Source organism: Microvirga splendida (assembly GCF_016427565.1).
Classification (GTDB): Bacteria; Pseudomonadota; Alphaproteobacteria; order Rhizobiales; family Beijerinckiaceae; genus Microvirga; species Microvirga splendida.
This window is the reverse complement of the sequence record NZ_JAELXT010000022.1, coordinates 31,717-56,788: the sequence shown is the minus strand read 5'-3', so window position 1 is coordinate 56,788 and position 25,072 is coordinate 31,717. Positions and strand designations below refer to the sequence as shown.

Annotated in this window: 25 protein-coding genes and 1 tRNA gene; 4 read left to right on the top strand and 22 right to left on the bottom strand. The window is 65.9% G+C overall.

Annotated elements, in window-relative coordinates; translation table 11 throughout:
- Window positions 1–29 precede the first annotated feature (29 nt).
- The 3 genes from JAO75_RS17855 to JAO75_RS17845 all read right to left on the bottom strand — a co-directional run bounded on the left by JAO75_RS17855 (window position 30) and on the right by JAO75_RS17845 (window position 3,435).
- Window positions 30–590 (bottom strand): histidine phosphatase family protein, encoded by a 561-nt coding sequence (locus tag JAO75_RS17855; RefSeq protein ID WP_199050494.1) that lies wholly within the window; start codon window positions 588–590, stop codon window positions 30–32.
- 52 nt (window positions 591–642) lie between these two features.
- Window positions 643–1,140 carry a hypothetical protein gene (locus JAO75_RS17850; protein WP_199050493.1) on the bottom strand — a complete coding sequence of 166 codons (498 nt, stop codon included), beginning with the start codon at window positions 1,138–1,140 and terminating at the stop codon, window positions 643–645.
- 132 nt (window positions 1,141–1,272) lie between these two features.
- Complete coding sequence (locus JAO75_RS17845; protein WP_199050492.1) at window positions 1,273–3,435, bottom strand: primosomal protein N'; 2,163 nt, start codon at window positions 3,433–3,435, stop codon at window positions 1,273–1,275.
- Between the two features lie 56 nt (window positions 3,436–3,491).
- On the opposite strand from JAO75_RS17845, the gene JAO75_RS17840 reads away from it, so the two are divergent.
- A complete protein-coding gene (locus JAO75_RS17840; RefSeq protein ID WP_425523202.1) occupies window positions 3,492–4,472 on the top strand; it encodes a tyrosine recombinase XerC in 981 nt (326 codons plus the stop codon).
- A gap of 5 nt (window positions 4,473–4,477) precedes the next feature.
- On the opposite strand, the gene JAO75_RS17835 is transcribed toward JAO75_RS17840, so the two are convergent.
- The 16 genes from JAO75_RS17835 to sdhC all read right to left on the bottom strand — a co-directional run bounded on the left by JAO75_RS17835 (window position 4,478) and on the right by sdhC (window position 21,390).
- Window positions 4,478–5,101 (bottom strand): thymidine kinase, encoded by a 624-nt coding sequence (locus tag JAO75_RS17835; RefSeq protein ID WP_199050490.1) that lies wholly within the window; start codon window positions 5,099–5,101, stop codon window positions 4,478–4,480.
- A gap of 9 nt (window positions 5,102–5,110) precedes the next feature.
- Complete coding sequence (gene lpdA, locus JAO75_RS17830; RefSeq protein ID WP_199050489.1) at window positions 5,111–6,508, bottom strand: dihydrolipoyl dehydrogenase; 1,398 nt, start codon at window positions 6,506–6,508, stop codon at window positions 5,111–5,113.
- Between the two features lie 10 nt (window positions 6,509–6,518).
- Entirely contained in the window at window positions 6,519–6,794 is a 276-nt protein-coding gene (locus JAO75_RS17825; RefSeq protein WP_199050488.1) for a hypothetical protein, read from the bottom strand.
- 11 nt (window positions 6,795–6,805) lie between these two features.
- On the bottom strand, window positions 6,806–8,041 hold the full coding sequence (gene odhB, locus JAO75_RS17820) for a 2-oxoglutarate dehydrogenase complex dihydrolipoyllysine-residue succinyltransferase (RefSeq protein WP_199050487.1): 1,236 nt from the start codon (window positions 8,039–8,041) through the stop codon (window positions 6,806–6,808).
- A 70-nt stretch (window positions 8,042–8,111) separates the two neighbouring features.
- On the bottom strand, window positions 8,112–11,072 hold the full coding sequence (locus JAO75_RS17815) for a 2-oxoglutarate dehydrogenase E1 component (RefSeq protein ID WP_199050486.1): 2,961 nt from the start codon (window positions 11,070–11,072) through the stop codon (window positions 8,112–8,114).
- A 60-nt stretch (window positions 11,073–11,132) separates the two neighbouring features.
- Window positions 11,133–12,020, bottom strand: coding sequence for a succinate--CoA ligase subunit alpha (gene sucD / locus JAO75_RS17810; protein WP_199050485.1), 888 nt, complete (start codon window positions 12,018–12,020; stop codon window positions 11,133–11,135).
- Between the two features lie 12 nt (window positions 12,021–12,032).
- The gene (gene sucC / locus JAO75_RS17805) at window positions 12,033–13,268 is read right to left on the bottom strand and encodes an ADP-forming succinate--CoA ligase subunit beta (RefSeq protein WP_343234649.1); all 1,236 of its coding nucleotides are present in this window, start codon (window positions 13,266–13,268) and stop codon (window positions 12,033–12,035) included.
- Window positions 13,269–13,317: 49 nt separating this feature from the next.
- Entirely contained in the window at window positions 13,318–14,280 is a 963-nt protein-coding gene (gene mdh, locus JAO75_RS17800; RefSeq protein ID WP_199050483.1) for a malate dehydrogenase, read from the bottom strand.
- 222 nt (window positions 14,281–14,502) lie between these two features.
- Entirely contained in the window at window positions 14,503–15,132 is a 630-nt protein-coding gene (locus tag JAO75_RS17795) for a TetR/AcrR family transcriptional regulator (RefSeq protein WP_199050482.1), read from the bottom strand.
- Window positions 15,129–16,322 (bottom strand): cell division protein ZapE, encoded by a 1,194-nt coding sequence (gene zapE / locus JAO75_RS17790; protein ID WP_343234648.1) that lies wholly within the window; start codon window positions 16,320–16,322, stop codon window positions 15,129–15,131. Before zapE ends, JAO75_RS17795 begins: the two co-directional genes overlap by 4 nt.
- Window positions 16,323–16,525: 203 nt before the next feature.
- On the bottom strand, window positions 16,526–17,110 hold the full coding sequence (locus tag JAO75_RS17785; protein ID WP_199050481.1) for an AprI/Inh family metalloprotease inhibitor: 585 nt from the start codon (window positions 17,108–17,110) through the stop codon (window positions 16,526–16,528).
- Between the two features lie 186 nt (window positions 17,111–17,296).
- A complete protein-coding gene (locus JAO75_RS17780; RefSeq protein ID WP_199050480.1) occupies window positions 17,297–18,079 on the bottom strand; it encodes a succinate dehydrogenase iron-sulfur subunit in 783 nt (260 codons plus the stop codon).
- Between the two features lie 89 nt (window positions 18,080–18,168).
- Entirely contained in the window at window positions 18,169–18,723 is a 555-nt protein-coding gene (locus JAO75_RS17775; protein ID WP_199050479.1) for a hypothetical protein, read from the bottom strand.
- Between the two features lie 7 nt (window positions 18,724–18,730).
- Window positions 18,731–20,554: a succinate dehydrogenase flavoprotein subunit gene (gene sdhA, locus JAO75_RS17770; RefSeq protein WP_199050478.1), complete on the bottom strand. Its 1,824-nt coding sequence runs from the start codon at window positions 20,552–20,554 to the stop codon at window positions 18,731–18,733.
- A gap of 11 nt (window positions 20,555–20,565) precedes the next feature.
- Window positions 20,566–20,982, bottom strand: coding sequence for a succinate dehydrogenase, hydrophobic membrane anchor protein (sdhD, locus tag JAO75_RS17765; RefSeq protein WP_199050477.1), 417 nt, complete (start codon window positions 20,980–20,982; stop codon window positions 20,566–20,568).
- 12 nt (window positions 20,983–20,994) lie between these two features.
- Complete coding sequence (gene sdhC, locus JAO75_RS17760; protein ID WP_199050476.1) at window positions 20,995–21,390, bottom strand: succinate dehydrogenase, cytochrome b556 subunit; 396 nt, start codon at window positions 21,388–21,390, stop codon at window positions 20,995–20,997.
- A gap of 202 nt (window positions 21,391–21,592) precedes the next feature.
- On the opposite strand from sdhC, the gene JAO75_RS17755 reads away from it, so the two are divergent.
- Together JAO75_RS17755 and JAO75_RS17750 are read left to right on the top strand one after the other, a co-directional pair.
- Window positions 21,593–22,483, top strand: coding sequence for a LysR family transcriptional regulator (locus tag JAO75_RS17755; protein ID WP_199050475.1), 891 nt, complete (start codon window positions 21,593–21,595; stop codon window positions 22,481–22,483).
- 111 nt (window positions 22,484–22,594) lie between these two features.
- Window positions 22,595–23,263, top strand: a complete 669-nt coding sequence (locus JAO75_RS17750; protein ID WP_199050474.1) for a hypothetical protein — start codon at window positions 22,595–22,597, stop codon at window positions 23,261–23,263.
- Here JAO75_RS17750 and folD read toward each other — a convergent pair whose 3' ends face one another.
- The 3 genes from folD to JAO75_RS17735 are packed head-to-tail and all read right to left on the bottom strand — an operon-like array spanning window position 23,264 to window position 24,782.
- Window positions 23,264–24,166 carry a bifunctional methylenetetrahydrofolate dehydrogenase/methenyltetrahydrofolate cyclohydrolase FolD gene (folD, locus tag JAO75_RS17745; RefSeq protein WP_199050473.1) on the bottom strand — a complete coding sequence of 301 codons (903 nt, stop codon included), beginning with the start codon at window positions 24,164–24,166 and terminating at the stop codon, window positions 23,264–23,266. It lies immediately after the preceding gene.
- On the bottom strand, window positions 24,163–24,480 hold the full coding sequence (locus tag JAO75_RS17740; protein WP_199050472.1) for a DUF167 family protein: 318 nt from the start codon (window positions 24,478–24,480) through the stop codon (window positions 24,163–24,165). Before JAO75_RS17740 ends, folD begins: the two co-directional genes overlap by 4 nt.
- An 11-nt stretch (window positions 24,481–24,491) precedes the next feature.
- On the bottom strand, window positions 24,492–24,782 hold the full coding sequence (locus tag JAO75_RS17735; RefSeq protein WP_036358112.1) for a YggT family protein: 291 nt from the start codon (window positions 24,780–24,782) through the stop codon (window positions 24,492–24,494).
- A gap of 184 nt (window positions 24,783–24,966) precedes the next feature.
- Here JAO75_RS17735 and JAO75_RS17730 point away from each other — a divergent pair.
- Window positions 24,967–25,042 (top strand) — tRNA-Ala (locus tag JAO75_RS17730).
- The last annotated feature ends 30 nt before the right edge of the window (window positions 25,043–25,072 follow it).

Sequence of the window (25,072 nt, the reverse complement as noted above, 5' to 3'; positions counted from 1 at the left end):
GGAAAAACCGGGTGCCGGTCGAGCCGGGCCTAAAGTTCCAGGGCCGCGACTTCGCAGTTGGCGAGAAACCGGCCCGTCAGGCGGCTGAAGAAGGTGCCGTGGCCCACCACGGCGATCATGGTCTCCGGCCTTTCCGCCAGCCAGCCCCGGAACCGCTCGACCCGCTCCTCGAACACTTGGGCCGGCTCGTAGACGAAGCCCCGCTCGTTCGGCTCGCCCTCGTTATGCCACCAGACCTCGTCCAGATGGCCGAAATGCAGGTGGGGGAAGTCCTGGGACAGGTGGGAGACGGCGCGGCCCACGTCGCAGCTGCTCTCCAGGTGCTCCCGGTGGAGGCACTCCACCAGGATCGTCGGGGACGCGGGATGGGTCCCGAACAGCCCCAGGGTGGTCTGGATCGCCCGGGTCAGGGGCGAGGTCACGACGAGTTCATAGGGGTGCTGGCGCAACTCCACGGCCCGCTCGGCCACCTGGCGTTGGCCCAGCTCCGTCAGGGGCGCATCGAAATGCCCCGGATCCTCGCCGTGTTCGACCCAGTGGGCGTTGAAGGTGGATTGGCCGTGGCGGATGCAATGGACGATTTTGGTCATACGGCCTTTTGGACTTAAGGTCGCCCGATCGCAAGGGCGGATGCCGCAGGATTCAGAAGCGCCGGATGGCGACGGGGTTGCGTACCGGATCGACCTCAAGCCGGTAGAGATGGCCCGTCGCTGCTTTCGCCTCGCAGGAAAGGGTTTCGACGACGCGGCCCGGAGCCATCGTCAGGTCACAGCGTCCGGTTGCCGGAACAGTCTGGGACGACGCTTCCGTTCCGATCAGGACCCGGTCGAGAACAATGGGATAGCGGCCGAGACCCGCCTGACGATCAGCCCTGCCGGAGAAGGATACCTGCGCCCAGGGCGCCCCTGCGGCCTCGCCGTTGACCATGATCGCAGCCCGCCCGTTGCGATAGCCGAGATACAGGGCACCATGAACACACGATCGGTCGACGCCCCCAGCCTCGAAGGCGCGGCAATAACCCCGAACATCGATCATCATGGCAATGGGCGCCTCCCGTTCCTGCTGCGCCCGGAGGTGTCCCGGGTCCAGAACGGGCAGGAAGGCCCCCGTCGCAAGCAGAAACCCCGAAGTGCGCCGCATGAAAGTCCTCATGGTCCGAGCATCCCCAAGCATTCCATGTAATCCCGAAACACTCTAACGCAGTGCGCGCGAAGGGCTATGTGCCGCCGCACACTCCTTCTCGGCCTGGAAACGCAAGCGGTCGGTGATGGGCTAGAGGAAGCTCTGCGGGTCCACGTCGATGGACACCCGGGTATTGCCGCGGATCTTGGGGCAGCGGGCCATCCAGCCGCGCAGGTAGCCCTGAAGGTCCACCTCGCGTTCGGTCTTGACCAGGAGCCTGAACCGGTAGCGGCCGCGGATCAGGGCGAGCGGGGCCTCGGCGGGCCCGAGCACGGTGACGCCGGGCGGCGGCTCCGCCACCAGGGCCATGGCCCGGGCATGGGCCTCCGCCACTTCCCGCTCGGCGGCCGAGACGATGAGGGAGGCCAGGCGCCCGAAGGGCGGCAGGCCCGCCATCTCGCGCACCCGGGTCTCCTCCTCGTAGAAGCGTTCCGCGTCGCCCGAGATCAGGGCCGCGATCACCGGATGGTCCGGCTGCCAGGTCTGGACCAGGGCGCGGCCCGGCTTCTCGCCGCGCCCGGCGCGGCCCGTCACCTGCTGGAGCATCTGGAAAGTGCGCTCTGCCGCCCGGGGATCGCCGGAGGTGAGGCCGATATCAGCGTCGAGCACGCCCACCAGGGTCATGAGCGGGAAGTTGTGGCCCTTGGCCACCAGCTGGGTGCCGATGACGATTTCGAACTCACCCGCCGCGATGGCGGCCAGCTCCGCCCGCAGGCGCTCCGTGCCTCCAGGGAAGTCGCTGGAGAGCACGATGCAGCGCTTGTCGGGAAAAAGCTCCGCGGCTTCCTCGGCGATCCGCTCCACGCCCGGACCGCAGGGCACCAGCGAATCGACGCTGCCGCATTCCACGCAGGCCTGGGGCGTGCGCTCCACGTGGCCGCAATGATGGCAGACCAGGGAGCGCCGGAACCGGTGCTCCACCAGCCAGGAGGAGCAGTTCGGGCATTCGTAGCGGTGGGCGCAGGAGCGGCAGAGGGTCAGCGGGGCATAGCCGCGCCGGTTGAGGAAGAGCAGGGCCTGCTCGCCCTTCTCCACTGTCTGCTCCACCGCCGTCACCAGGGTTTGCGAGAGCCAGCGGCCCTTCGGGATCGCTTCCTTGCGCAGGTCCACGGCCCGGATCTGCGGCATGGAGCGGCCGCCGAACCGCTCAGGGAGACGCACGTGGCGGTAGCGCCCACGCTCCACATTGACCCGGCTCTCGATGGACGGCGTGGCCGAGGCGAGGATCACGGTGGCGGTCTCGATCTTGCCGCGCACCACCGCCATGTCGCGGGCATGGTAATGCACCCCGTCGTCCTGCTTGTAGGCCGTCTCGTGCTCCTCATCGACAACGATCAGGCCGAGATCGGCGTAAGGCAGGAACAGGGCCGAACGGGCGCCCGCCACCACCTTCACCTCGCCGGATGCAATGGCCGCGTAGAGCCGCTCGCGCTTGCGGCCCGTGACGCCGGAATGCCAGGTGGCGGGCTTCACGCCGAACCGGGCGGCGAACCGGTCGAGAAACTGGGCGGTCAGGGCGATTTCCGGCATGAGGATCAGGGCCTGCCGGCCCTGGCGCAAGGCCTCGGCCACCGCCTCGAAATAGACCTCCGTCTTGCCGGATCCCGTGACGCCCTCCAGCAGGATCACGGGCGGATGCTCCTCGCCCATGGCGGCCACGAGTTCGCGCGCCGCCTCGCCCTGGCCGTCCGAGAGAGCGGTGTCGCCGAAGGCGGCGTCGGGCATTTCGGCCACGGGCTCGGCCAGCAGGGCCACCGTTTCCAGGACCCCTTCGTCGATCAGCCCGTTGACGACCCCGGCACTGACGCCGGCCGCATGGGCGAGCTCGCTTTTGAGCCGCACGGCCCCATCCTGGGCGATCTCGATCACCTTCTGCCGGGCCGGCGTCATGCGCTTGGGCAGGGCGCCCGCCAGCTTCACGCCGACGCGGGCGACCGTCAGGAGGTCGCCATCCGGAATCTTGAGCCCCATGGCCAGCGCCGAGCCCTTGGGCGCCAGGGTGTACCAGGCGATCCAGTCGAGGAACTTGCGCATCTTCGGCGAAAGATTTGGCGCGTCGATGACGCCCGACACCTTCTTGAGATTGCCGCCCTGCCCTTCGCGCATCGACCAGACGACGCCCGCCACCTCGCGGTTGGCGAGCGGCACCTGCACCACGTCGCCCTCCTCGAGGCTGAGGCCGTCCGGCACGGCATAGGAATAGGCCGTGTCCAGCGCCAGCGGGATGAGGACATCGGCGATGCGGCTTGTCATTCGGGAGAGGTTAACCTGTGGCTGTTTAGGGTACTGCCCTTGCATAAATGGGACTCATGTCAAGCAGCGCCACGCCAAATGCTCTCGATCTTGTCCTTCCCGGCGCGGACGACACCCGCCGGGAGGCGTTTGCCTGGCTGGCCTCGCTCGCCAAGGAGCGGCGGCTGTCGGCCAAAACCGTCGAGGCCTATGCCCGGGACCTGCGCCAGTTTCTCGCCTTCCTGACGAACCATCTCGGCGAGCCACCTTCCGTCAAAGGCATCCTGGGCCTGAAGCCCATGGACATCCGGGCGTTCCTGGCGGCGCGGCGCATGAATTCGGTGGGAAGCCGCTCGCTCATGCGCCAGCTCGCGGCCCTGCGCTCGTTTGCCCGGCACCTGGAGCGGGAGGGTTTTGGAACGGCCTCGGCCTTTGCGGCGATTCGCACCCCGAAGGTGGAGAAGAACCTGCCGCGCCCGCTCTCGGCCTCCTCGGCCGTGGCCGTGACGGATGCGGAGACCCGGGCGTCCGAGAACCGCAAGCCCTGGATCCTGGCGCGGGATGCGGCCGTGCTGTCCCTGCTCTATGGGGCAGGTTTACGTATTTCCGAAGCGCTCGGCCTGCAGCGGCGGGATGCGCCGGTGAACGGTCTCGACGCCATCACCGTCACCGGAAAAGGCGGCAAAATGCGCAGCGTGCCGGTGATCCCGCCGATCCAGCGGGCCGTGGAGGAATATCTGGCGCTCTGCCCCTATGCGATCCCGTACGAGGGACCGCTCTTCGTCGGGGCCCGGGGAGGGCCGCTCTCGCCCCGGATCATCCAGCTCGCCGTGGAGGAGCTGCGCGGCGCCCTGGGGCTGCCCGACAGCGCCACGCCTCATGCGCTGCGCCATTCCTTCGCCACGCATCTGCTGGCCAAGGGCGGCGACCTGCGCGGCATCCAGGAGTTGCTGGGCCACGCCTCGCTGTCGACCACGCAGCTCTACACGAAGGTCGATGCGGCCCGGCTGATGGACGCGTTCAACGCGGCCCACCCGAGGGCTCGGGTGAAGGGCTGAGCCTTCTATTCAGCCGCCACAGGCTGCGCCAGCAGCTGCCGCGCGGCCGGCCCGATGTCTCCGGCCGTCCAGTGCGGGCGGCAGACGGAGACGTAGCGGCCCTCGCCGCCGATCTCCACCACCTCGCCGGAACGGACGGCCTCGCCGTTGCGGTCGTATTTGAGGATCATCGTGGCCTTGCGGCCGCAATGGCAGAGCTGCTTGATCTCCTGGAAGTCCTCGGCCAGCGCCATCATGGCGATGATCGCATCGCTGAACAGGGTTCCGTAGACGTTGTTCTTGAGCCCATAGGCCATGACCGGGATCTTCAGCTCGTCGACGATCCAGGCGAGCTGGCGGACCTGGTCCGCCGTCATGAACTGGACCTCGTCGATCAGCACCACGGTCACGGGCTTTGCCGCATGTTCGCCCGACACGATGGCGGCGATGTCGTCGCCCTTCTTCAACGGGATCGCATCGGCCTCGAGGCCGATGCGCGACTTCACCTTGCCGACGCCGAAACGGTCGTCGATCAGGCTCGTGAACAGCAGCACGTTGCCGCCGTTCTCGATGTAGTTGTAGCGAACCTGCAGGAGATGGGTCGTCTTGCCTGCGTTCATCACCGAGTAGATGAAGTGGAGCTTTGCCATGAATCCATATTACATGTGGATCGCACGCTTCTCCACCGCCAATGCGGCTTCCTTCACAGCCTCCGCAAGGGTCGGGTGAGCGTGGCAGGTGCGGGCCATGTCCTCGGAGGAGGCCCCGAACTCCATGGCGATGGCCGCCTCGTGGATGAGGTTGCCGGCTTCCGGCCCGACGATGTGGACGCCGAGCACCTTGTCGGTGTTGGCGTCGGCCAGGATCTTCACGAAGCCGTCCGTGGTGCGGTTCACCTTGGCGCGGCCGTTGGCCGTGAAGGGGAACTTGCCGGCATTATAGGCGATGCCTGCGGCCTTCAGTTCCTCCTCGGTCTTGCCCACGGAGGCGACTTCCGGGAACGTGTAGACCACGCTCGGGATCACGTCGTAGTTCACGTGACCCGCCTTGCCGGCGAGAATTTCCGCAACGGCAACGCCCTCGTCCTCGGCCTTGTGGGCGAGCATGGGGCCGACGATCACGTCGCCGATGGCGTAGATGCCGGTGACGTTGGTGGAGAAATGCTCATCCGTCTGGATGCGGCCGCGGTTGTCGAGCTGGACGCCCACATGATCGAGCCCAAGGCCTTGCGTGTAGGGCACGCGGCCGACCGCCACGAGCACCACGTCGGCCTCGATGGTCTCAGGCGGGCCGCCGGCAGCGGGCTCGACGGTGAGCGTCGCGCCGTTCCCGGTCCGCTCGACCTTGGTGACCTTGGCCCCGAGCTTGAACTGGAAGCCCTGCTTGCCGAGGATGCGCTGGAAGTTCTTGGCGACCTCGCCGTCCATGCCGGGCAGGATGCGGTCGAGATATTCCACCACCGTCACCTCGGAGCCGAGGCGGCGCCACACGGAGCCGAGCTCCAGGCCGATCACGCCGGCGCCGATGACCACGAGGCGCTTCGGCACGGTCTCAAGCTCAAGCGCGCCGGTGGAGGACACCACCACCTTCTCGTCGATCTCGATGCCCGGCAGGCGGGTGACGTCGGAGCCCGTGGCGATGACGATGTTCTTGGTCTCGAGCACCTGGTTCGAGCCGTCCTCGGCGGTCACCTCGACCTGGCCCGGAGCGGCGATGCGCGCGCTGCCGGTGAAGGCATCGATCTTGTTCTTCTTGAGCAGGAACTCGACGCCCTTGGTGTTGCCGTCGACGCCTTCCTGCTTGAAGGCCAGCATCGTCTTGAGGTCGAGGGTCGGCGCGCTCACGCCGATGCCCATCTCGGCGAAATGCTGCGCGTCCTGGAACATGTGCGAGGCATGCAGCAGGGCCTTGGACGGAATGCAGCCCACATTGAGGCAGGTGCCGCCATGGGTCTTGCGCTTCTCCACCACGGCGGTCTTGAGGCCGAGCTGGGCGGCGCGGATGGCGCACACATAGCCGCCGGGGCCGGTGCCGATGACGATGAGATCGTAGGACATATGATTTTTCTCAGGTGTGGTTTGCAGCTTTACGCCGCCGTTCAATGATTAGCTCGTTCCAAACGTCGGTTAGACTGTTCAGGAGTAATCTTTGTTTTTCCTGAATCACCCTCGCCGGCTCAATGAAGCTTGCCGTCGTGCTGAATGCCTCAAGCCTCCGGAGACCATCTTCACCGAACTCGGTGGCAATCCTGAAGATCTCCTCGTCCACACCGCCCCCATATAGATGGAAGCGGTGCTGAACGATGTCATTGATGGGATGATCTCCAGGCTTGCCATTTGGCATCGTGGATAGCCTTACAGATCCAGCACGAGGCGCGCCGGATCCTCCAGGGCTTCCTTGACCCGCACGAGGAAGGTCACGGCTTCCTTGCCGTCGACGATGCGGTGGTCGTAGGAGAGCGCGAGATACATCATCGGGCGCACGACCACCTGGCCGTTGCGCACCACCGGACGGTCCTCGATGCGGTGCATGCCGAGAATGCCCGATTGCGGCGCGTTGAGGATCGGCGTCGACATGAGCGAGCCGTAGATGCCGCCGTTGGTGATGGTGAAGGTGCCGCCCTGCATCTCGTCGATGGAAAGCTTGCCGTCGCGGGCGCGGCGGCCGAAATCGGCGATCTTCTTCTCGATGCCGGCCACCGACAGGTCGTCCGCATCGCGCACCACGGGAACCACGAGGCCCTTCTCGGTGCCGACCGCAATGCCGATGTGGTAGTAGTTCTTGTAGACGAGGTCCTGGCCGTCGATCTCGGCATTCACCGCCGGCACGTCCTTGAGCGCCTGGATCACCGCCTTGGTGAAGAAGCCCATGAAGCCGAGCTTGGTGCCGTGCTTCTTCTCGAACACGTCCTTGTACTGGCTGCGCAGCTGCATCACCGCGCCCATGTCCACGTCGTTGAACGTGGTGAGCATGGCGGCGGTGTTCTGGGCCTCCTTCAGGCGGCGCGCGATGGTCTGGCGCAGCTTGGTCATCTTCACGCGCTCTTCGCGCTCCGCATCGCTCGGCGCGGAGGGGGCGCGCACCTGAACCGGAGCGGACGGAGCGGCAGCCTGGGCGCCGCCCGTGGCGATGGCGGCGAGCATGTCGCCCTTGGTCACGCGTCCGTCCTTGCCGGTGCCGCCGACATTGTCCGGGCTCACGCCGCTCTCGGCGGCGAGACGCGCGACGGCCGGGCCGTGGTCCTTGGCGGCGCCGGGAGCAGCGGCCGCGGGAGCAGGCGCAGCGGCCGGAGCCGGAGCGGCCTTGGGTGCCTCAGCCTTGGGGGCGGCTGCGGGAGCAGCCGCGGCTCCGTTGCCCTCGACGATGGAGCCGAGCACCGCGCCGGGGCTCACGGTCTCGCCGTCCTTGGCGACGATGTCGCCCAGCGTGCCGCTGGCCGGGGCGTTGACTTCGAGGGTGACCTTGTCGGTCTCGAGCTCGAGTACGGGCTCGTCGGCCTTCACGGGATCGCCGGGCTTCTTGAACCAGCGGCCGATGGTGGCCTCTGACACGGATTCGCCAAGAGTGGGTACGCGGATTTCGGTTGCCATGGTCGTCTTTTGGTCTTTGCGGAACCGGTTTCCCGGCCCCTCGGAATCGGATGAGAGATTTCGCAGGTTTTTAAGCCGCGAAAGCCTCGTCGAGGAAGGCCTGCAGCTGGGCCTGATGCTTGGACATGAGGCCGGTGGCGGTGGCAGCAGAAGCGGGGCGGCCCACATAGCGCGGACGATCCACCTTGGAGCCGGCCGTCTTGAGCACCCATTCGAGGTAGGGCTCGACGAACATCCAGGAGCCCATGTTCTTGGGCTCTTCCTGGCACCACACCACGTCGGCCTTCTTGAAGCGGGCGATCTCGGCCGCCAGCGACTTCGCCGGGAACGGATAGAGCTGCTCGACGCGCAGCAGGTAGACGTCGTCGATGCCCCGCTTCTCGCGCTCCTCGAGCAGGTCGTAATAGACCTTGCCCGTGCAGATCACCACGCGGCGGATCTTGTCGTCCTTTACCAGCTTGGTGACGTCGCGACCGGTCTGGGCGTCGTCCTGCAGCACCCGGTGGAAGTAGGTCCCCTCCGAGATGTCCGAGAGAGCGGACGTGCAGCGCTTGTGGCGCAGCAGGGACTTCGGCGTCATCAGCACCAGAGGCTTGCGGAAGTCGCGCTTGAGCTGCCGGCGCAGGATGTGGAAGTAGTTCGCCGGCGTGGAGCAGTAGCCCACCTGCATGTTGTCCTCGGCGCACATCTGGAGGAAGCGCTCCAGGCGGGCGGAGGAGTGCTCGGGACCCTGGCCCTCGTAGCCGTGCGGCAGCAGGCAGACGAGGCCCGACATGCGCAGCCACTTGCGCTCGCCCGACGACACGAACTGGTCGAAGACCACCTGCGCGCCGTTGGCGAAGTCGCCGAACTGGGCCTCCCACAGGGTCAGGGCGTTCGGCTCGGAGAGCGTGTAGCCGTACTCGAAGCCGAGCACCGCCTCTTCCGAGAGCATCGAGTTGATGACCTCGTAGCGGGCCTGATCCTCGCTGATGTGGTTGAGGTTGGTGTAGCGCTCCTCGTTCTCCTGATCGGTGAGAACCGAATGGCGCTGCGAGAAGGTGCCGCGCTCCACGTCCTGGCCGGAGAGGCGCACGCGGTGGCCCTCCAGCAGGAGCGAGCCGAAGGCCATCGCCTCGGCCATAGCCCAGTCGAAGCCCTCGCCGGTCTCCAGCATCTTCTTGCGGTTGTCGAGGAAGCGCTGGATCGTGCGGTGGAGATGGAAGCCCTCGGGGATCGTCGTAAGAGCCTTGCCGATCTGCTGCAGGGTCTCCGCCGACACACCGGTCTGCCCGCGGCGCGGATCGTCCTGATCCTCGCGCACGGCCTTGAGGCCCGACCAGCGTCCGTCGAGCCAGTCGGCCTTGTTGGGCTTGTAGTTCGACGCGATGTCGAACTCGGCGTCGAGCTTCGAGCGCCAGGTCGACTTCATCTCCTCGAGCTCCGCCTCGGTGACGACGCCCTCGGCGAGGAGCTTCTTGGAGTAGAGTTCCACGATGGCCGGATGCGACCGGATCTTGCGGTACATGAGCGGCTGGGTGAAGGCCGGCTCGTCGCCCTCGTTGTGGCCGAAGCGGCGGTAGCAGAACATGTCGATGACGACAGGCTTCTGGAACTTCTGCCGGTATTCGGCCGCGACTTTGGCTGCGAACACCACGGCTTCCGGATCGTCGCCGTTGACGTGGAAGATCGGCGCCTCGACCATCTTCGCCACGTCGGACGGATAGGGCGAGGAGCGCGAGAAACGCGGATCGGTGGTGAAGCCGATCTGGTTGTTGATGATGAAGGAGATCCAGCCGCCGGTGCGGTGACCGCGCAGGCCCGAGAGCCCGAAGCACTCCGCCACCACACCCTGGCCGGCGAAGGCCGCGTCGCCGTGGATCAGCAGCGGCATGACGGCGGTGCGGTTGTCGGGCGTGCAGCCGTGCTGGTCCTGCTTGGCGCGCACCTTGCCGAGCACCACCGGATTGACGATCTCCAGGTGCGACGGGTTGGCGGTGAGCGACAGGTGGACGTTGTTGCCGTCGAAGGTGCGGTCCGACGAGGCACCGAGATGGTACTTCACGTCGCCCGAGCCTTCCACATCGTCGGGCGCGAAGGAGCCGCCCTTGAACTCGTGGAACAGCGCCCGGTGCGGCTTGCCCATCACCTGCGTCAGCACGTTGAGGCGGCCGCGATGGGCCATGCCGAACACGATCTCCTTCACGCCGAGATTGCCGCCGCGCTTGATGATCTGCTCAAGCGCCGGAATCAGCGACTCGCCGCCATCGAGACCGAACCGCTTGGTGCCGGTGTAGCGGACATCCAGGAACTTCTCGAAGCCTTCCGCCTCGACGAGCTTGTTGAGGATGGCGCGCTTGCCTTCCTTGGTGAAGGTGATCTCCTTGTCGGGACCCTCAATGCGCTCCTGGATCCAGGCCTTCTCGACCGGATCGGAGATGTGCATGAACTCGACGCCGAGCGTCTGGCAGTAGGTGCGCTCCAGGATCGCGACGATCTCGCGGATCGTGCCGAATTCGAGGCCGAGCACGTTGTCGAGGAAGATCTTGCGGTCCCAGTCGGCTTCCGTGAAGCCGTAATGGGACGGGTGCAGTTCCTGATCGTTCGGAGGCGGATTGATGTTGAGCGGGTCGAGCTTGGCATGCAGGTGGCCGCGCACGCGGTAGGCGCGGATCAGCATGATGGCGCGCACGGAGTCGCGGGTCGCCTGCTGCACGTCGGCCTGGCTGATCTCGGCGCCCTTCGACTGCGCCTTCGCCTTGATCTTGTCGCCGACCGCTTTCTCGACCTGGGCCCAGTTGCCGTCGAGCGCAGAGACGAGTTCGCCATTGGCGTGGATCGGCCAGTTCGCCTTCTCCCAGGATGGGCCGCTGGCCGCCTTCTCGACAGCCTGCTTGTCGTCCTTCAGCGCGCCGAAGAACGCCTGCCACTCGGCATCGACCGAGGACGGATCCTGCTCGTAGCGGGCGTGAAGGTCCTCGATATAGGACGCATTCGCCCCGTAGAGGAAGGCGGTGTTGAGAAGCTTTTCGTTGGCGTCTTGGCGTGCCATGGCAATACTCAATCCAAAATGACGATGGGCCGCCCCGGTCTGGGGCGGCCTATTTCTCGGTTACTTGCCCTTGAGAACCTCGACGAGGGTCTTGCCGAGGCGGGCCGGCGACGGCGACACGCGGATGCCCGCGGCCTCCATGGCGGCGATCTTGTCCTCGGCACCGCCCTTGCCGCCGGAGATGATGGCGCCGGCATGGCCCATGCGGCGTCCGGGAGGCGCCGTGCGGCCGGCGATGAAGCCGACCATCGGCTTCTTCCGGCCCTTCTTGGCCTCGCGGGCGATGAACGCAGCCGCCTCTTCCTCGGCCGAGCCGCCGATCTCGCCGATCATGACGATCGACTCGGTCTTCGGGTCGGACAGGAACATGTCGAGCATCTCGATGAACTCGGTGCCCTTCACCGGGTCGCCGCCGATGCCCACCGCGGTGGTCTGGCCGAGGCCCTCGTTGGTGGTCTGGAACACGGCCTCGTAGGTGAGCGTGCCGGAGCGCGACACGATGCCGACGGAGCCGGGCTTGAAGATGTTGGCCGGCATGATGCCGATCTTCGACTCGCCTGCGGTGACGATTCCGGGGCAGTTCGGGCCGATGAGGCGCGACTTGGAGCCTTCGAGCGCGCGCTTCACGCGCACCATGTCGAGCACCGGGATGCCTTCCGTGATGCAGACGATGAGCGGGATCTCGGCCTGGATGGCCTCGCAGATGGCATCGGCCGCGCCCGGCGGCGGAACGTACACCACCGAGGCATCGGCGCCGGTGGCCTCGCGCGCTTCCATGACCGTGTCGAACACGGGCAGGCCGAGATGGGTGGAGCCGCCTTTGCCGGGCGAGGTGCCGCCGACCATCTTGGTGCCGTAGGCGATGGCCTGCTCGGAGTGGAAGGTCCCGTTCTTGCCGGTGAAGCCCTGGCAGATGACCTTGGTGTCTTTGGTGATGAGGATGGACATCGGGTCGAAACCTTACTTTCCGCCGCGCACGGCGTTCACGATCTTCTGAGCGGCGTCGTCGAGGTCGTCCGCCGGGATCACGTTGAGGCCGGACTCGCGGATGATCTGCTTGCCCTCTTCCACGTTCGTGCCCTCGAGGCGCACTACCAGCGGAACCTGCAGGCCGACCGTCTTCACCGCCGCGATCACGCCGCGGGCGATGACGTCGCACTTCATGATGCCGCCGAAGATGTTGACCAGGATGCCCTTCACGTTCGGGTCGGCCGTGATGATCTTGAACGCCGCCGTCACCTTCTCCTCGGAGGCGCCGCCGCCGACATCGAGGAAGTTCGCCGGCTCCTCGCCGTAGAGCTTGATGATGTCCAGCGTCGCCATGGCGAGGCCCGCGCCGTTGACCATGCAGCCGATGGTGCCGTCGAGGGCGATGTAGGCGAGGTCGAACTTGGAGGCCTCGATTTCCTTCTCGTCCTCCTCCGTCAGGTCGCGCAGCTCCATCACCTCGGGGTGACGGTAGAGGGAGTTCGAGTCGAAGGAGATCTTGGCGTCCAGGCACTTGAGATGCCCGTCCTTGGTGACGATGAGCGGGTTGATCTCCAGCATCTCCATGTCCTTCGCGATGAAGGCCCGGTAGAGCTTCGTGACAACGTCCTCGGCTTCCTTGGCGAGTGGGCCGGTCAGGCCGAGCGCCTTGGCGACGGTGCGGCCGTGATGCGGCATCACGCCGGTCGCGGGATCGACCGAGAAGGTCAGGATCTTCTCGGGGGTGTCGTGGGCGACCTGCTCGATGTCCATGCCGCCTTCCGTGGAGACCACGAAGGCCACGCGGCCGGTCTCGCGATCGACGAGCATGGAGAGGTAGAACTCCTTCTCGATGTCCGAGCCGTCCTCGATATACAGGCGGTTGACCTGCTTGCCGGCCTCACCCGTCTGGATCGTGACCAGCGTTCGGCCTAGCATCTGCTGGGCGAACTGCTTCACCTCGTCGACGGACTTGGCAAGGCGCACGCCGCCCTTCTCGCCGGCGTCGGCTTCCTTGAACTTGCCCTTGCCGCGACCGCCGGCATGGATCTGGGACTTCACGACCCAGAGCGGGCCGCCGAGTTCCTTAGCGGCAGCTTCCGCCTCGGCGGCGGAGAAGATGGCGACGCCGCGGGAGACGGGCAGGCCGAACTCCTTCAGGACAGCTTTGCCTTGGTATTCGTGGATGTTCATTCGTTTCTCTCCGCGGCAGCGGTTGAAGACGTGGATGGCCGGCTGATCCCCGGAACAAGTCCGGGGAGGCCATCACGTGCAGGATTTAAGCGAGGGCCGAATTGATCTGCTTGCAGGCGTCGACGAGACCCTGCACGGACGCCACCGACTTCTCGAACATGGCCTTCTCCTCGCCGGAGAACTCGACCTCGACGATGCGCTCGACGCCGTTCTCGCCGATCACGATCGGAACGCCCACGAACATGTCCTTCACGCCGTACTGACCGTTGAGGTAAGCCGCGCAGGGCAGGACGCGCTTCTTGTCCTTGAGGTAGCTCTCGGCCATGGCGATGGCAGACGCCGCCGGCGCGTAGAAGGCGGAGCCGGTCTTGAGCAGGTTGACGATCTCGCCGCCCCCTTTACGGGTGCGCTCGACCATGGCGTCGAGCTTCTCCTGCGACGTCCAGCCCATCTTCACCAGGTCGGGCAGCGGGATGCCGGCGACCGTGGAGTAGCGCACCAGCGGCACCATGTCGTCGCCGTGGCCGCCGAGCACGAAGGCGGTCACGTCCTCGACCGACACGTTGAACTCCTCGGCCAGGAAGTGGCGGAAGCGGGCCGAGTCCAGCACGCCGGCCATGCCGACGATCTTCTCAGGCTTCAGGCCGGAGAACTTCTGGAGTGCCCACACCATGGCGTCGAGCGGGTTGGTGATGCAGATGACGAAGGCGTTCGGGGCATATTGCTTGATGCCGCCGCCGACCGCTTCCATGACCTTCAGGTTGATGCCGATGAGGTCGTCGCGGCTCATGCCGGGCTTGCGCGGCACGCCGGCGGTCACGATGATCACGTCGGCGCCTTTGATGGCGGAATAGTCGTTCGCGCCCTTGTACTTGGCGTCGAACCCGTCGACCGGCGCGGATTCCGCGATGTCGAGACCTTTGCCCTGGGGGATGCCTTCCGCGATGTCGAAGAGCACGACGTCGCCGAGTTCCTTCAAGCCGACGAGATGGGCGAGCGTTCCGCCGATCTGGCCTGCACCGATGAGCGCGATCTTTTTCCGGGCCATGGTTTGTCCTTGGATTGTTGGCAAGTGCCTTTTGAGGTGGCGCTGTATGACACCAGAAATGGGCAGCCATCAAGCGATCAAAAGGTTAACAGGCCAGGCTTTGAGACGCCGGAAAAGTGTTCTCAAGCTTAACAATCGGGAAATACTTCGTAGTTACAGTAACTTGCTGGCCTGCAGCGCCCGGAATTTTCCTGTTACAATTTTCCGATTTTGTAACTGACGCTAGACGCTGCCGTTCGCCAGGGCCCTCAGCACCACCCGGATCATGACGGCGAGGCGCTGGTCGAGGATGTCCTGCGGCACATCGGCGTCGAGGCGCACGGTGAGCGGGTTGATGAAGCGATAGACCGCATCGCTGATGAAGGCATGGGCCTTCTCCCGATCCCGGGGCTCGAACTTGCCCGTCACGATGCCCTCGTCCAGCACCCGCTCGATGAGCTGGCGCATGCGGGCCCGGTGCTTGCGCACGAGGGGGCGGAAGGTCTCGGTGGCCGTGCAATAGACGTCGAAGAGGTGCCGGTCCTCCGTCAGAAGCTCCCGGTGGATCTGCGCCCAGGCCTGGATCAGGCGCTCGAGCTTGTCGTCGGCCGGATCGGGGGAATCCGCGATGTCGGCAATCGTCGCCTCCATCCGCCGCAGCCACTGGCCGGCCACCGCATCGATGAGAGCCGCCTTGTTGGTGAAGTAGCGGTAGACATTGGCATGGGTCATGCCGGCCGCGTCCGCGATGCCCACCACGGTGATGTGCCTGGGGCCGAACTCCTTCAGCTGATCGGCCGCAATGGCGAGCAGCCGGGAATCCGCGGGCGCGGAATCCGCCCCCTTCCCCAGGCTGCCAGCCGGCCGCTTCATGTCTCGGCGAGCCCCGTCGTGCTGCCGGAGGCTTCCGAGTCCGAGCGGCCGTGCGGCAGGGACAGGTACTCCTCGGAGCGCATCTCGATGAGCCGCGAGATTGTGCGGTCGAACTCGAAGGCCTCGCGGCCCGACTCGGCGTGATAAAGCTCCGGCACCTCGGCCTCGGCCGATGCCAGAAGCTTCACCCGGGCATCGTAAAAGGCGTCGATGAGCATGATGAAGCGCTTGGCCTCGTTGCGCTGATCGAGGGTCATCTTCGGGATGTTCTCCAGGATGACCGTGTGGAACTCTTCGGCGACCGCCAGATAGTCGGCGGCGCCCAGGGGCTTGGCGCACAGATCCGGAAACGAGAAGCGCGCCACGCCGCCGGCCGCCTGCGGCACCTCGACCGGATGGCCCTTCACCGTCAGGGTCACGGGCTTGCCCTGCTCGCGCCCCGTGAGGCTCTTGAAGGCGCGGGTCAGGGCCGCGTGGGATTGCTCGTCGGCCGGCGTGTAGAAGACCGGGCTGCCGGCGAGTTTTTCCAGCCGGAAATCCGTGCGGGATTCGAGCTTCACCACCGCCATCCGCTCCTGCAGGAGCGCGATGAAGGGCAGGAAGAGCGAACGGTTGAGGCCGCCCTCGTAGAGCCTCTCCGGCTCCACGTTGGAGGTCGCCACCACCACGACCCCATGGGAAAACAGCGCCGTGAACAGGCGCCCGAGGATCATGGCATCGGCGATGTCCGTGACGGTGAACTCGTCGAAGCAGAGCACCCAGGCCTCGCTCGCCAGGGCCTCGGCCACGGGCGCGATGGGATCGTCGCCCGTGACCTCACCACTTTTCAGCTTCTGCCGGTAGGCGTGGATGCGCTCGTGCACGTCCGACAGAAAGGCGTGGAAATGGACCCGCCGCTTGCGCCGCACCGGCAGCGCCTCGAAGAAGAGGTCCATCAGCATGGTCTTGCCGCGCCCGACCGAGCCCCAGACATAGAGCCCCTTCGGCGGCGCGGGGCTCTTCTTGCCGAAAAGCCAGCCGAGCGCGCTCGGCTTGCGGGCGAGGCGATAGGAGCCGAGCGCCTCGGCCAGCGCCTCCAGCCGCTTGAGCAGCGCAACTTGCGCCGGATCGCGCTCGATGGCGCCCGACGCGACCAGGGCGTTGTAGCGGGCCGTAATGGAATGGGGCGAGGAGAAGGAGGGATCGTTCACGGGATGATCGATACCCCTGCGAAGCGTTGAGCGCAAACGTCTTGAGGCCAATCGCTTTGAAAGAGAGCTTATTCCGTCATGGCCGGGCTTGTTCCGGGGATCCACGTCTTCAAGCCGCTTAAAACGTGGATGGCCGGAACAAGCCCGGCCATGACGGTGGAGGTTCGCTCATTGAAGGTCAGAGGCCCCTTGCTACCTGTTCGTCACCGCGAGAGCGACAGCGGGGCACCCGACTTCGCCAGCACGCCGCTCAGCGATGCGGACGAGCCGCGAAGCCGCGCCGCAACGGCGCCGCCGGTCTGGTAGAGATAGACCTCGCCGTCGCGGTAATCCCAGGCATTGACCTTGGACAGATCCTGGTTCGAGCAGCCCGAGGCCGAGGCGCGGTAGAGGTCGAGCGACGGCGAGCTCGAGAGCTGGATGCGGCAGCTGCCGCCCGAGGTCTGGGCGCTCCAGTTGCCGACCATCACGGTGCGGCTCGTCGGCGCCGGGGCAGCGGCGGGCGCAGGCGCCATCACGGTCGGGGGCGGCGGCGCGGGGGGCAGGCCGGCGATGTCGGGGTTGGCCGGCGGAGCCATGGGGTCGGCCGCAAGCGGCGCGCCCTCGATCGGCGGCAGGGGAGCCGCCTCGACGGGGCCGGACGGGACTGCCTCGACCGGCGCCGCATTGATCAAGGGAGCGGCGTTCGCGCTGCGGACCGGCGGGCCGCCCAGACGGGTCGAGGAGCATGCTCCGAGAGCCAGGGCGGAGCACATCACGGCCGTCGCGAGACAGAGGGAAGCTTTCATCGTGGTCCTCTCGTGCGGAGCCGTCTTACTTAAGGACGGCTTGATCCTCGGCTTAGGCTAATATGAGGAATATGAACCTAGGCCAACATTGTTCCGGCTTCGACATATGGGATCGCAAACCATAAAAAAAGGCGCCAGAGGCGCCTTTTGATAAAAGTGTTGCGAGGAGGCGTCACCAGGGACGCCTCACACGGCCCGCGCGATCATCATCTTCTTCACCTCGGCAATGGCCTTCGCCGGGTTCAGGCCCTTGGGGCAGGTGTTCGCGCAGTTCATGATCGTGTGGCAGCGATAGAGCCGGAACGGATCGTGCAGGTTGTCGAGGCGCTCGCCCGTGGCCTCGTCGCGGGAGTCGATGAGCCAGCGATAGGCCTGGAGCAGGGCTGCGGGGCCTAAGAAACGGTCGCCGTTCCACCAGTAGCTCGGGCACGAGGTGGTGCAGCAGGCGCACAGGATGCACTCGTAGAGGCCGTCGAGCTTCGAGCGCTCCTCCGGGGTCTGGCGCCATTCGGTCTCGGGCTCCGCCGTCTGCGTCTGCAGCCAGGGCTCGATGGCCGCGTGCTGGGCGAAGAAGCTCGTCAGGTCCGGCACCAGATCCTTCAGCACCGGCATGTGCGGCAGCGGATAGATCTTGATGGTGTCGGACTCGCAATCCTCGATGCCCAGCGTGCAGGCCAGCGTGTTCTTGCCCATGATGTTCATGGCGCAGGAACCGCAGATGCCCTCGCGGCAGGAGCGGCGGAAGACCAGCGTGGAATCGACGTTGTTCTTGATCCACAACAGCGCGTCGAGAACCATCGGGCCGCAATCGTCGCGGTCGACGTAGTAAGTGTCGATGCGCGGATTGGCGCCGTCGTCCGGGTTCCAGCGGTAGATGCGGAACGCCTGAAGGTTCGCCCCCTCGGCCGGCTTCGGCCAGGTCTTGCCTTCGGTGTACTGGGAGTTCTTGGGAAGCGTGAACTGAGCCATACTTCTTTTCCTTCAGCCCACCAGTGGATGAGTGGGCGCAATCTTGGCATGCAATGTTGCTAAGCGGGCGACATCAAAACAGACTTGTCTCATTTCGAGGCAATCCCGCACTTCTCGGTCTTGTATTCTTCGGAGTCACGGCTGAACTGGCAGTCTCGGAAGAAGGTCTTCATTGCCTGCTCACAGTCACCGAACTCAAGTACACCTGCATTTTCGGAGAATGATAAGGAGCAGGACCAAGCAAGCTTTTGACCCTCACCATTCTCGCCCGGATGGAAGAAGTTGATCCGGTTACTTTGCAAGCGATATGACCCACTCAACCCGTCCGAGCCATGGCATATCGGACCTTTCTTCGTAAGCACACAGTGCGTCTCGCCACCGTAAGCGTTGCCTTCTCTGTCGAAGCAGTATGTGACATCGAGATAGCTCTGGCCGCCGCAGGCCTTCGCAGTTGGTTCGCGCGAGCAAAGACGCGCGTTACCTGTAGCGCTGCCATCACGGTTATAGAGACTATCGTACTCGTACGCTGCGCCCCAACATCCGATCAGGTTCTCCTGCTGCCCCTCTGCCCACGAAGGCGTGCTTGCGACCGTTCCAAGCATAACGGCCGCCCAAATCAGAGACTTTGACGCAAAGTTTTTCATGAGCGGCTTAGTACACGCGAGCCTTCGGCTCGATGTACTGGATGTCGTTCGACATGGTGTAGGTGTGCACCGGGCGGTAATCGAGGGTCACCTTGTGGGAGGTGTCGTCGAGCCACGCGAGGGTGTGCTTCATCCAGTTCTTGTCGTCGCGCTCGGAGAAGTCCTCGCGGGCGTGCGCGCCGCGGGATTCCTGGCGGTTCGCCGCGCCCTCCATGGTCACGACCGCCTGTCCGATCAGGTTGTCGAACTCCAGCGTCTCGAGGAGGTCGGTGTTCCAGATCAGCGAGCGGTCCGTGACCTTCACGTCGGCGGCAGCAGACCAGACCTGGTGGATGAGCTGACGGCCCTCCTCCAGAACCTCGCCGGTGCGGAACACCGCGCAGTTGTTCTGCATGGTCTTCTGCATCTGCAGGCGCAGCTCGGCGGTCGAGGTCGAGCCGTTGGCATAGCGGAACTTGTCGAGGCGCGAGAGCGCCATCTCGTCGGCGCTCTTCGGCAGGTCCGCGTGGCGCGCGTTGGGCTCCAGGATGTCGGCGCAGCGCAGGCCCGCCGCGCGGCCGAACACCACGAGGTCGATGAGCGAGTTCGAGCCCAGCCGATTAGCGCCGTGCACAGACACGCAGGCCGCTTCGCCCAAAGCCATCAGGCCCGGCACCACCGTGTCCGGGTTGCCGTTTTTCAGCGTCAGCACCTCGCCGTGATAGTTCGTCGGGATGCCGCCCATGTTGTAGTGCACGGTCGGCAGGACCGGGATCGGCTCCTTGGTCACGTCGACGCCCGCGAAGATCTTGGCGCTCTCCGAGATGCCGGGCAGGCGCTCGTGCAGAATCTTCGGGTCGAGGTGGTCGAGGTGCAGGTAGATGTGGTCCTTGTTCTTGCCCACGCCGCGGCCGGCGCGGATCTCCATGGTCATCGCGCGCGAGACCACGTCACGGGAGGCGAGGTCCTTGGCGGAGGGCGCATAGCGCTCCATGAAGCGCTCGCCTTCCGAGTTCGTGAGATAGCCGCCCTCGCCGCGCGCACCCTCGGTGATGAGGCAGCCCGAGCCGTAGATGCCGGTGGGGTGGAACTGCACGAACTCCATGTCCTGCAGCGGCAGGCCGGCACGCAGCACCATGGCGTTGCCGTCACCCGTGCAGGTATGGGCCGAGGTGGCCGAGAAATACGCGCGTCCGTAGCCGCCGGTGGCCAGGATCGTCATGTGGGCGCGGAAGCGGTGGATCTCGCCGGTGGACTGGTTGAGGGCCACAACGCCGATGCAGCGGCCGTCGGAATCCATCATCAGGTCGAGGGCGAAATACTCGATGAAGAAGTTGGTCTGGTTGCGGACCGCCTGCCCGTAGAGCGTGTGCAGGATCGCATGGCCCGTGCGGTCGGCGGCGGCACAGGTGCGCTGCGCCGTGCCCTTGCCGAACTCGGTGGTCATGCCGCCGAAGGGACGCTGGTAGATCTTGCCCTCGGCCGTGCGCGAGAACGGCACGCCCCAGTGCTCCAGTTCGTAGACGGCCGCGGGCGCGTTGCGCACGAGATACTCGATGGCGTCCTGGTCGCCGAGCCAGTCCGAGCCCTTCACGGTGTCGTACATGTGCCAGCGCCAGTCGTCCGGCCCCATGTTGCCGAGGGACGCCGAGATGCCGCCCTGCGCCGCCACCGTGTGCGAGCGGGTGGGGAACACCTTGGTGATGCAGGCGGTGCGAAGGCCGGCCTGGGAGCAGCCGACGGTGGCGCGAAGGCCCGCGCCGCCTGCGCCCACGACCACCACGTCGAAGGTGTGGTCGATGATGTCATAGGCCTTGCCGTTGATGGCTGCGCCGTTCGTTGCTTGAGCCATGGAAAAATTCCTTAAAGCAGGATGCGGCCGAGGCTGACCTTGAGAATGGCGTAGAGGCAGGCCACTCCGATGATCACGGCGTAGAAGTTGTTGGCGATCAGGGCCGCGATCTTGAGGCCCTTGTCGTGCACGTAGTCCTCGATGATGATCTGCATGCCGAGCCGCATATGGTTCGCCACCGAGAGAACCGCGAGCAGCAGGATGATCGCGACCAGCGGGTGCGAGATGATGGCGATCGCCTCCCCATAGGAGGAGCCGGCAAGCGCCGCCACGATGATCACGAAGGCGATGATGAGCGGGATGTTCGACACCGCCGTCATGCGGTGGATCCACCAATGCTCGACGCCGTGCCCGGAGGCGCCGAGGCCCTTCACGCGAGCGAGCGGGGTGCGCATGGAAACGCGGGTGTCAGCCCTGTTGTCGGCCATTGTCCGGTCTCCTTAGAACGCGATGAAGGCCACGACCCAGATCGCCAGCGTGAGCGCGACCGAGCCGATGAGGGTGAAGCGGGCCATGTTGATGCGCTGGACCGCCTCCATGCCGTAGCCGAAGTCCCACACAAGGTGGCGCACGCCGCCCAGCATGTGGTGCATGAGGATCCAGGTGTAGACGAACAGGATCAGCAGCCCGAGGGGCGAGCCGAAGAACCAGTGCACGGTCTCGAAGGCATTGGGGCCGGAGGCGAGGGCCACCAGCCAGATGGCGAACAGCGCGATGCCGCCATAGAGCGCGGTGCCGGTGATGCGGTGGGCGACGGACATCGCCATCGTCCAGCTCCACCGGTAGATCTGAAGATGCGGGGACAGGGGCCTGGGGGCCACTTTCGCCTCAGCCATGGTGCTCACTCCTGATCGGCGACCGCCGGTCGCGTGTCGTTTGGAACGGTTCGTATAAGATGCGCGGCGGCACCGCAATGCGCCTTCCGCCCAATCGGGTGACAGAGGCACATACTTCGTCAGCCGCGAAGATTGCTCAAGCGCCCATAGAGTGCAATCTTTAATAATTCTTATCTGCCTTCGCGAACGACGAAGGGAACCTATGCAATTCGACCTGACCGATTTAAGCCTCTTCCGCCATGTGGTGGAGGCCGGGAGCATCACCCACGGGGCGGAGCGGGCCCATCTGGCGCTCGCCGCCGCTAGCACCCGCATCCGCAACATGGAAAAGTCGCTCGGCGCCGCCCTGCTCCTGCGCACCCGCGCGGGCGTGACCCCGACGCCTGCCGGCCGCACCCTGCTCCAGCACGCCCGGACCCTGCTGGCCCAGGCCGAGCGCCTGCGGGAGGATCTCGGCTCCTATACCGGCGGCCTCACGGGCCAGATCCGGATCCTCTCCAACACCAATGCCCTGACCGAGTTCCTGCCCGAGGCGCTCGGCGCATTTCTGGCCGGGCACCCCCAGGTCTCTATCGACCTGGAGGAGCGCCTCAGCGACGAGATCGTCGGGCTCATCGCCGAAGGCGTGGGCGATATCGGCATCGTGGCCGGCACCGTCGATACCGGCCAGCTCGAGACCTATCCGTTCCGCAGCGACCGCTTCGTGCTGGTGGTGCCCGAAAACCATCCCCTCGCCTCTCGCGAGGGCATCCCCTTCGCCGAGGTGCTGGAGCACGATTTCGTCGGCCTCGACCGGGCGAGCGCCCTCCAGCGCTTCCTGGCGGCCAAGGCCAGCCGCACCGGCAAGCCCATTCGCCTACGGGTGCAGCTGCGCAGCTTCGATGCGGTCTGCCGCATGGTGGAGGCGGGCGTGGGCCTTGGCATCGTGCCCGAGACCACGGCCCGGCGCGCCGCCCGCACCATGGCGATCGGGGCGGTCGACCTGGAAGACCCTTGGGCCGCCCGTGACCTCACCCTGTGCATCCGCGCCTTGAAGGATCTGCCCGCTTCGGCGCGCCAGCTGGTGGAGCATCTGCGGCAGGGCGCGACATGAGCGGCAACGAATTGCCAGGGGCTTTGCCTCAAATCCCCGTGAAGAGGGGATGATTGTCGCCCCGAGACTGTCAGACTCCCATAGGGGGCTTCACTTCCTCGGGAGGAAACAATGCGTGGAATGAACGGCATGGCGCTCACGGCGCTCATCGGCCTTATGACCCTGGGCTCCCCTGGCATTGCCGAGGCGCAGACGGCCTCGACTGACACCACCTTCTTCGTGACCAGCGTCGGATCCGGCAAGGGTGCCGATCTCGGCGGTCTGGAGGGTGCGGACCGGCACTGCCAGACGCTCGCCGAGGCCGCCGGCATTCGCGGCAAGATGTGGCGGGCCTACCTCTCGACGCAAGGCGCGAACGCCGTCAACGCCCGGGACCGGATCGGCCGCGGGCCCTGGCAGAACGCCAAGGGTGAGGTGATCGCGAAGGACGTGGCGGACCTGCACGGGCCTAACAACAACATCACCAAGCAGACGGCGCTGACCGAGAAGGGCGAGCTGGTGAAGGGCCGCGGCGACCAGCCGAACCAGCACGACATCCTCACCGGATCGCAGCCCGACGGCACGGCCTTCGCCGGCAACCAGGACATGACCTGCGGCAACTGGACGAAGAGCGGCACGGAAGGCGCCGCCATGACCGGACACCACGACCGGATGGGCCTCGACGAGTCGCCGCCGGCCAAGTCCTGGAACTCGTCACATGCAACCCGCGGCGGCTGCAGCCAGGACGCCCTGCGCAGCACCGGAGGCGCCGGCCTGTTCTATTGCTTCGCGGCGAACTGATCAGGCGGCGAAATCCACCGCCGGCATCGTGAGACTGCGCCTCAGGCACGCCGCCTCCAGGGTGTTGCGCAGCAGGCACGCAATGGTCATGGGGCCGACCCCGCCTGGAACCGGCGTGATGGCGGAAGCGACTTCGGCCGCTTCCGCATAGGCCACGTCGCCCACCACCCGGGTCTTGCCCTCGCCGGCGGCGGGGTTCGGCACCCGGTTGATGCCGACATCGATCACAATGGCCCCGGGCTTGATCCAGTCGCCGCGCACCATCTCGGGCCGTCCGACCGCCGCGACGAGAATATCCGCGCTGCGGCACACATCCGGCAGGTCGCGGGTCTTCGAATGCGCCACGGTGACCGTGCAGCTCTGGGCGATGAGCAGTTGCGCCATGGGCTTGCCGACGATGTTGGAGCGCCCGACCACCACGGCGTTGAGCCCGGCGAGATCGCGGCGCACCGACTGCGCCAGCAGCAGGCAGCCCAGGGGCGTGCAGGAGACGAGGCCCGGCACGCCGGTCATGAGGCGCCCGGCATTGATCGGGTGGAAGCCGTCCACGTCCTTCGCCGGATCGATGGCCTCGATCACCTTCTGGGTGTCGATCTGCCCCGGCAGCGGCAGCTGCACCAGGATGCCATCCACGGCCGGATCGGCATTGAGCCGGGCGACGAGATCGAGCAGCTCCGCCTCGGGAGTGGAAGCGGGCAGCACGTGCTCGAAGGAGCGCATGCCCACCTCGACGGTCTGGCGCGCCTTGTTCTTCACATAGAGCTGGCTTGCGGGATCCTCGCCCACGATCACCACCGCGAGCCCCGGCACCACACCCTGTTCGCTCAAGGTCTTCACGGCCCCGGCGATGCGGCCGCGCAGGCCCTCGGCATAGGCTTTTCCGTCGATGATCGTGGCGCTCATGGGCTCTCCCGTCCTGTCACGGCGGCAAGGGCCTCGGCCAGCGCCTCGCCCTCGCCCGAAATCACAAAGGTCTTCAGCCGGGCGGTGGCGCCGGCCTCCAGGCTCACCGCCGAGGCCGGGAGCTTCAACGCCTTGGCGAGGAGCCGCCGGACGCCCTCGTTCGCCGCCCCGTCCTCCGGCACCGCCCTGACCCGGACCTTCAGCACCGGCCGGCCGTCCGACAGGGTCTCGACCCCGTCGATGGCGTCCCGCCCGCCCCGGGGTGTCACGCGCACCCAGACCTCAAGGCCCTCCGGGCGGACCCGCCAGGGCATCACTCCCCGCCTTAGAAGGCGATCGGCATCAGGTAGTCGATGATCAGGTTCTGGATGAAAATGATCAGCAGGATCAGGATGATGGGCGAGATGTCGACCCCGCCGAGATTGGGCAGGATGTTCCGGATCGGCCTTAACACCGGCTGGGTCACCGCATCCAGGAAATTCCAGATCGAGCGGACGAAATCGTTGCGGGTGTTGACCACGTTGAAGGCCACGAGCCAGCTCAGGATCGCCGAGGCGATGATGAGGTAGGTGTAGAGCTGGAGGGCCAGCAGAATGACGTTGAGGAGCGCGCGCATAGGGAAACCTGTCAGGGATCGGCATTGTTCATGTAGCGATTGAAGCGGGGCTGAACAACCCATAACAGCTTCACAAGACAGCCACTTCCCGGTCCGGAAGCCTTGAAGCCCCCTCCTCCGGCCGATTGACAGACCAAAGCCCGCGGGCCTAAAACTTGCGCCACTTGGCTCGATTCAATCGACCGGGGCTGTAGCTCAGATGGGAGAGCGCTGCAATCGCACTGCAGAGGTCAGGGGTTCGATTCCCCTCAGCTCCACCAAGTCTCTGATTGTCCTTCGCTATTCCTGAA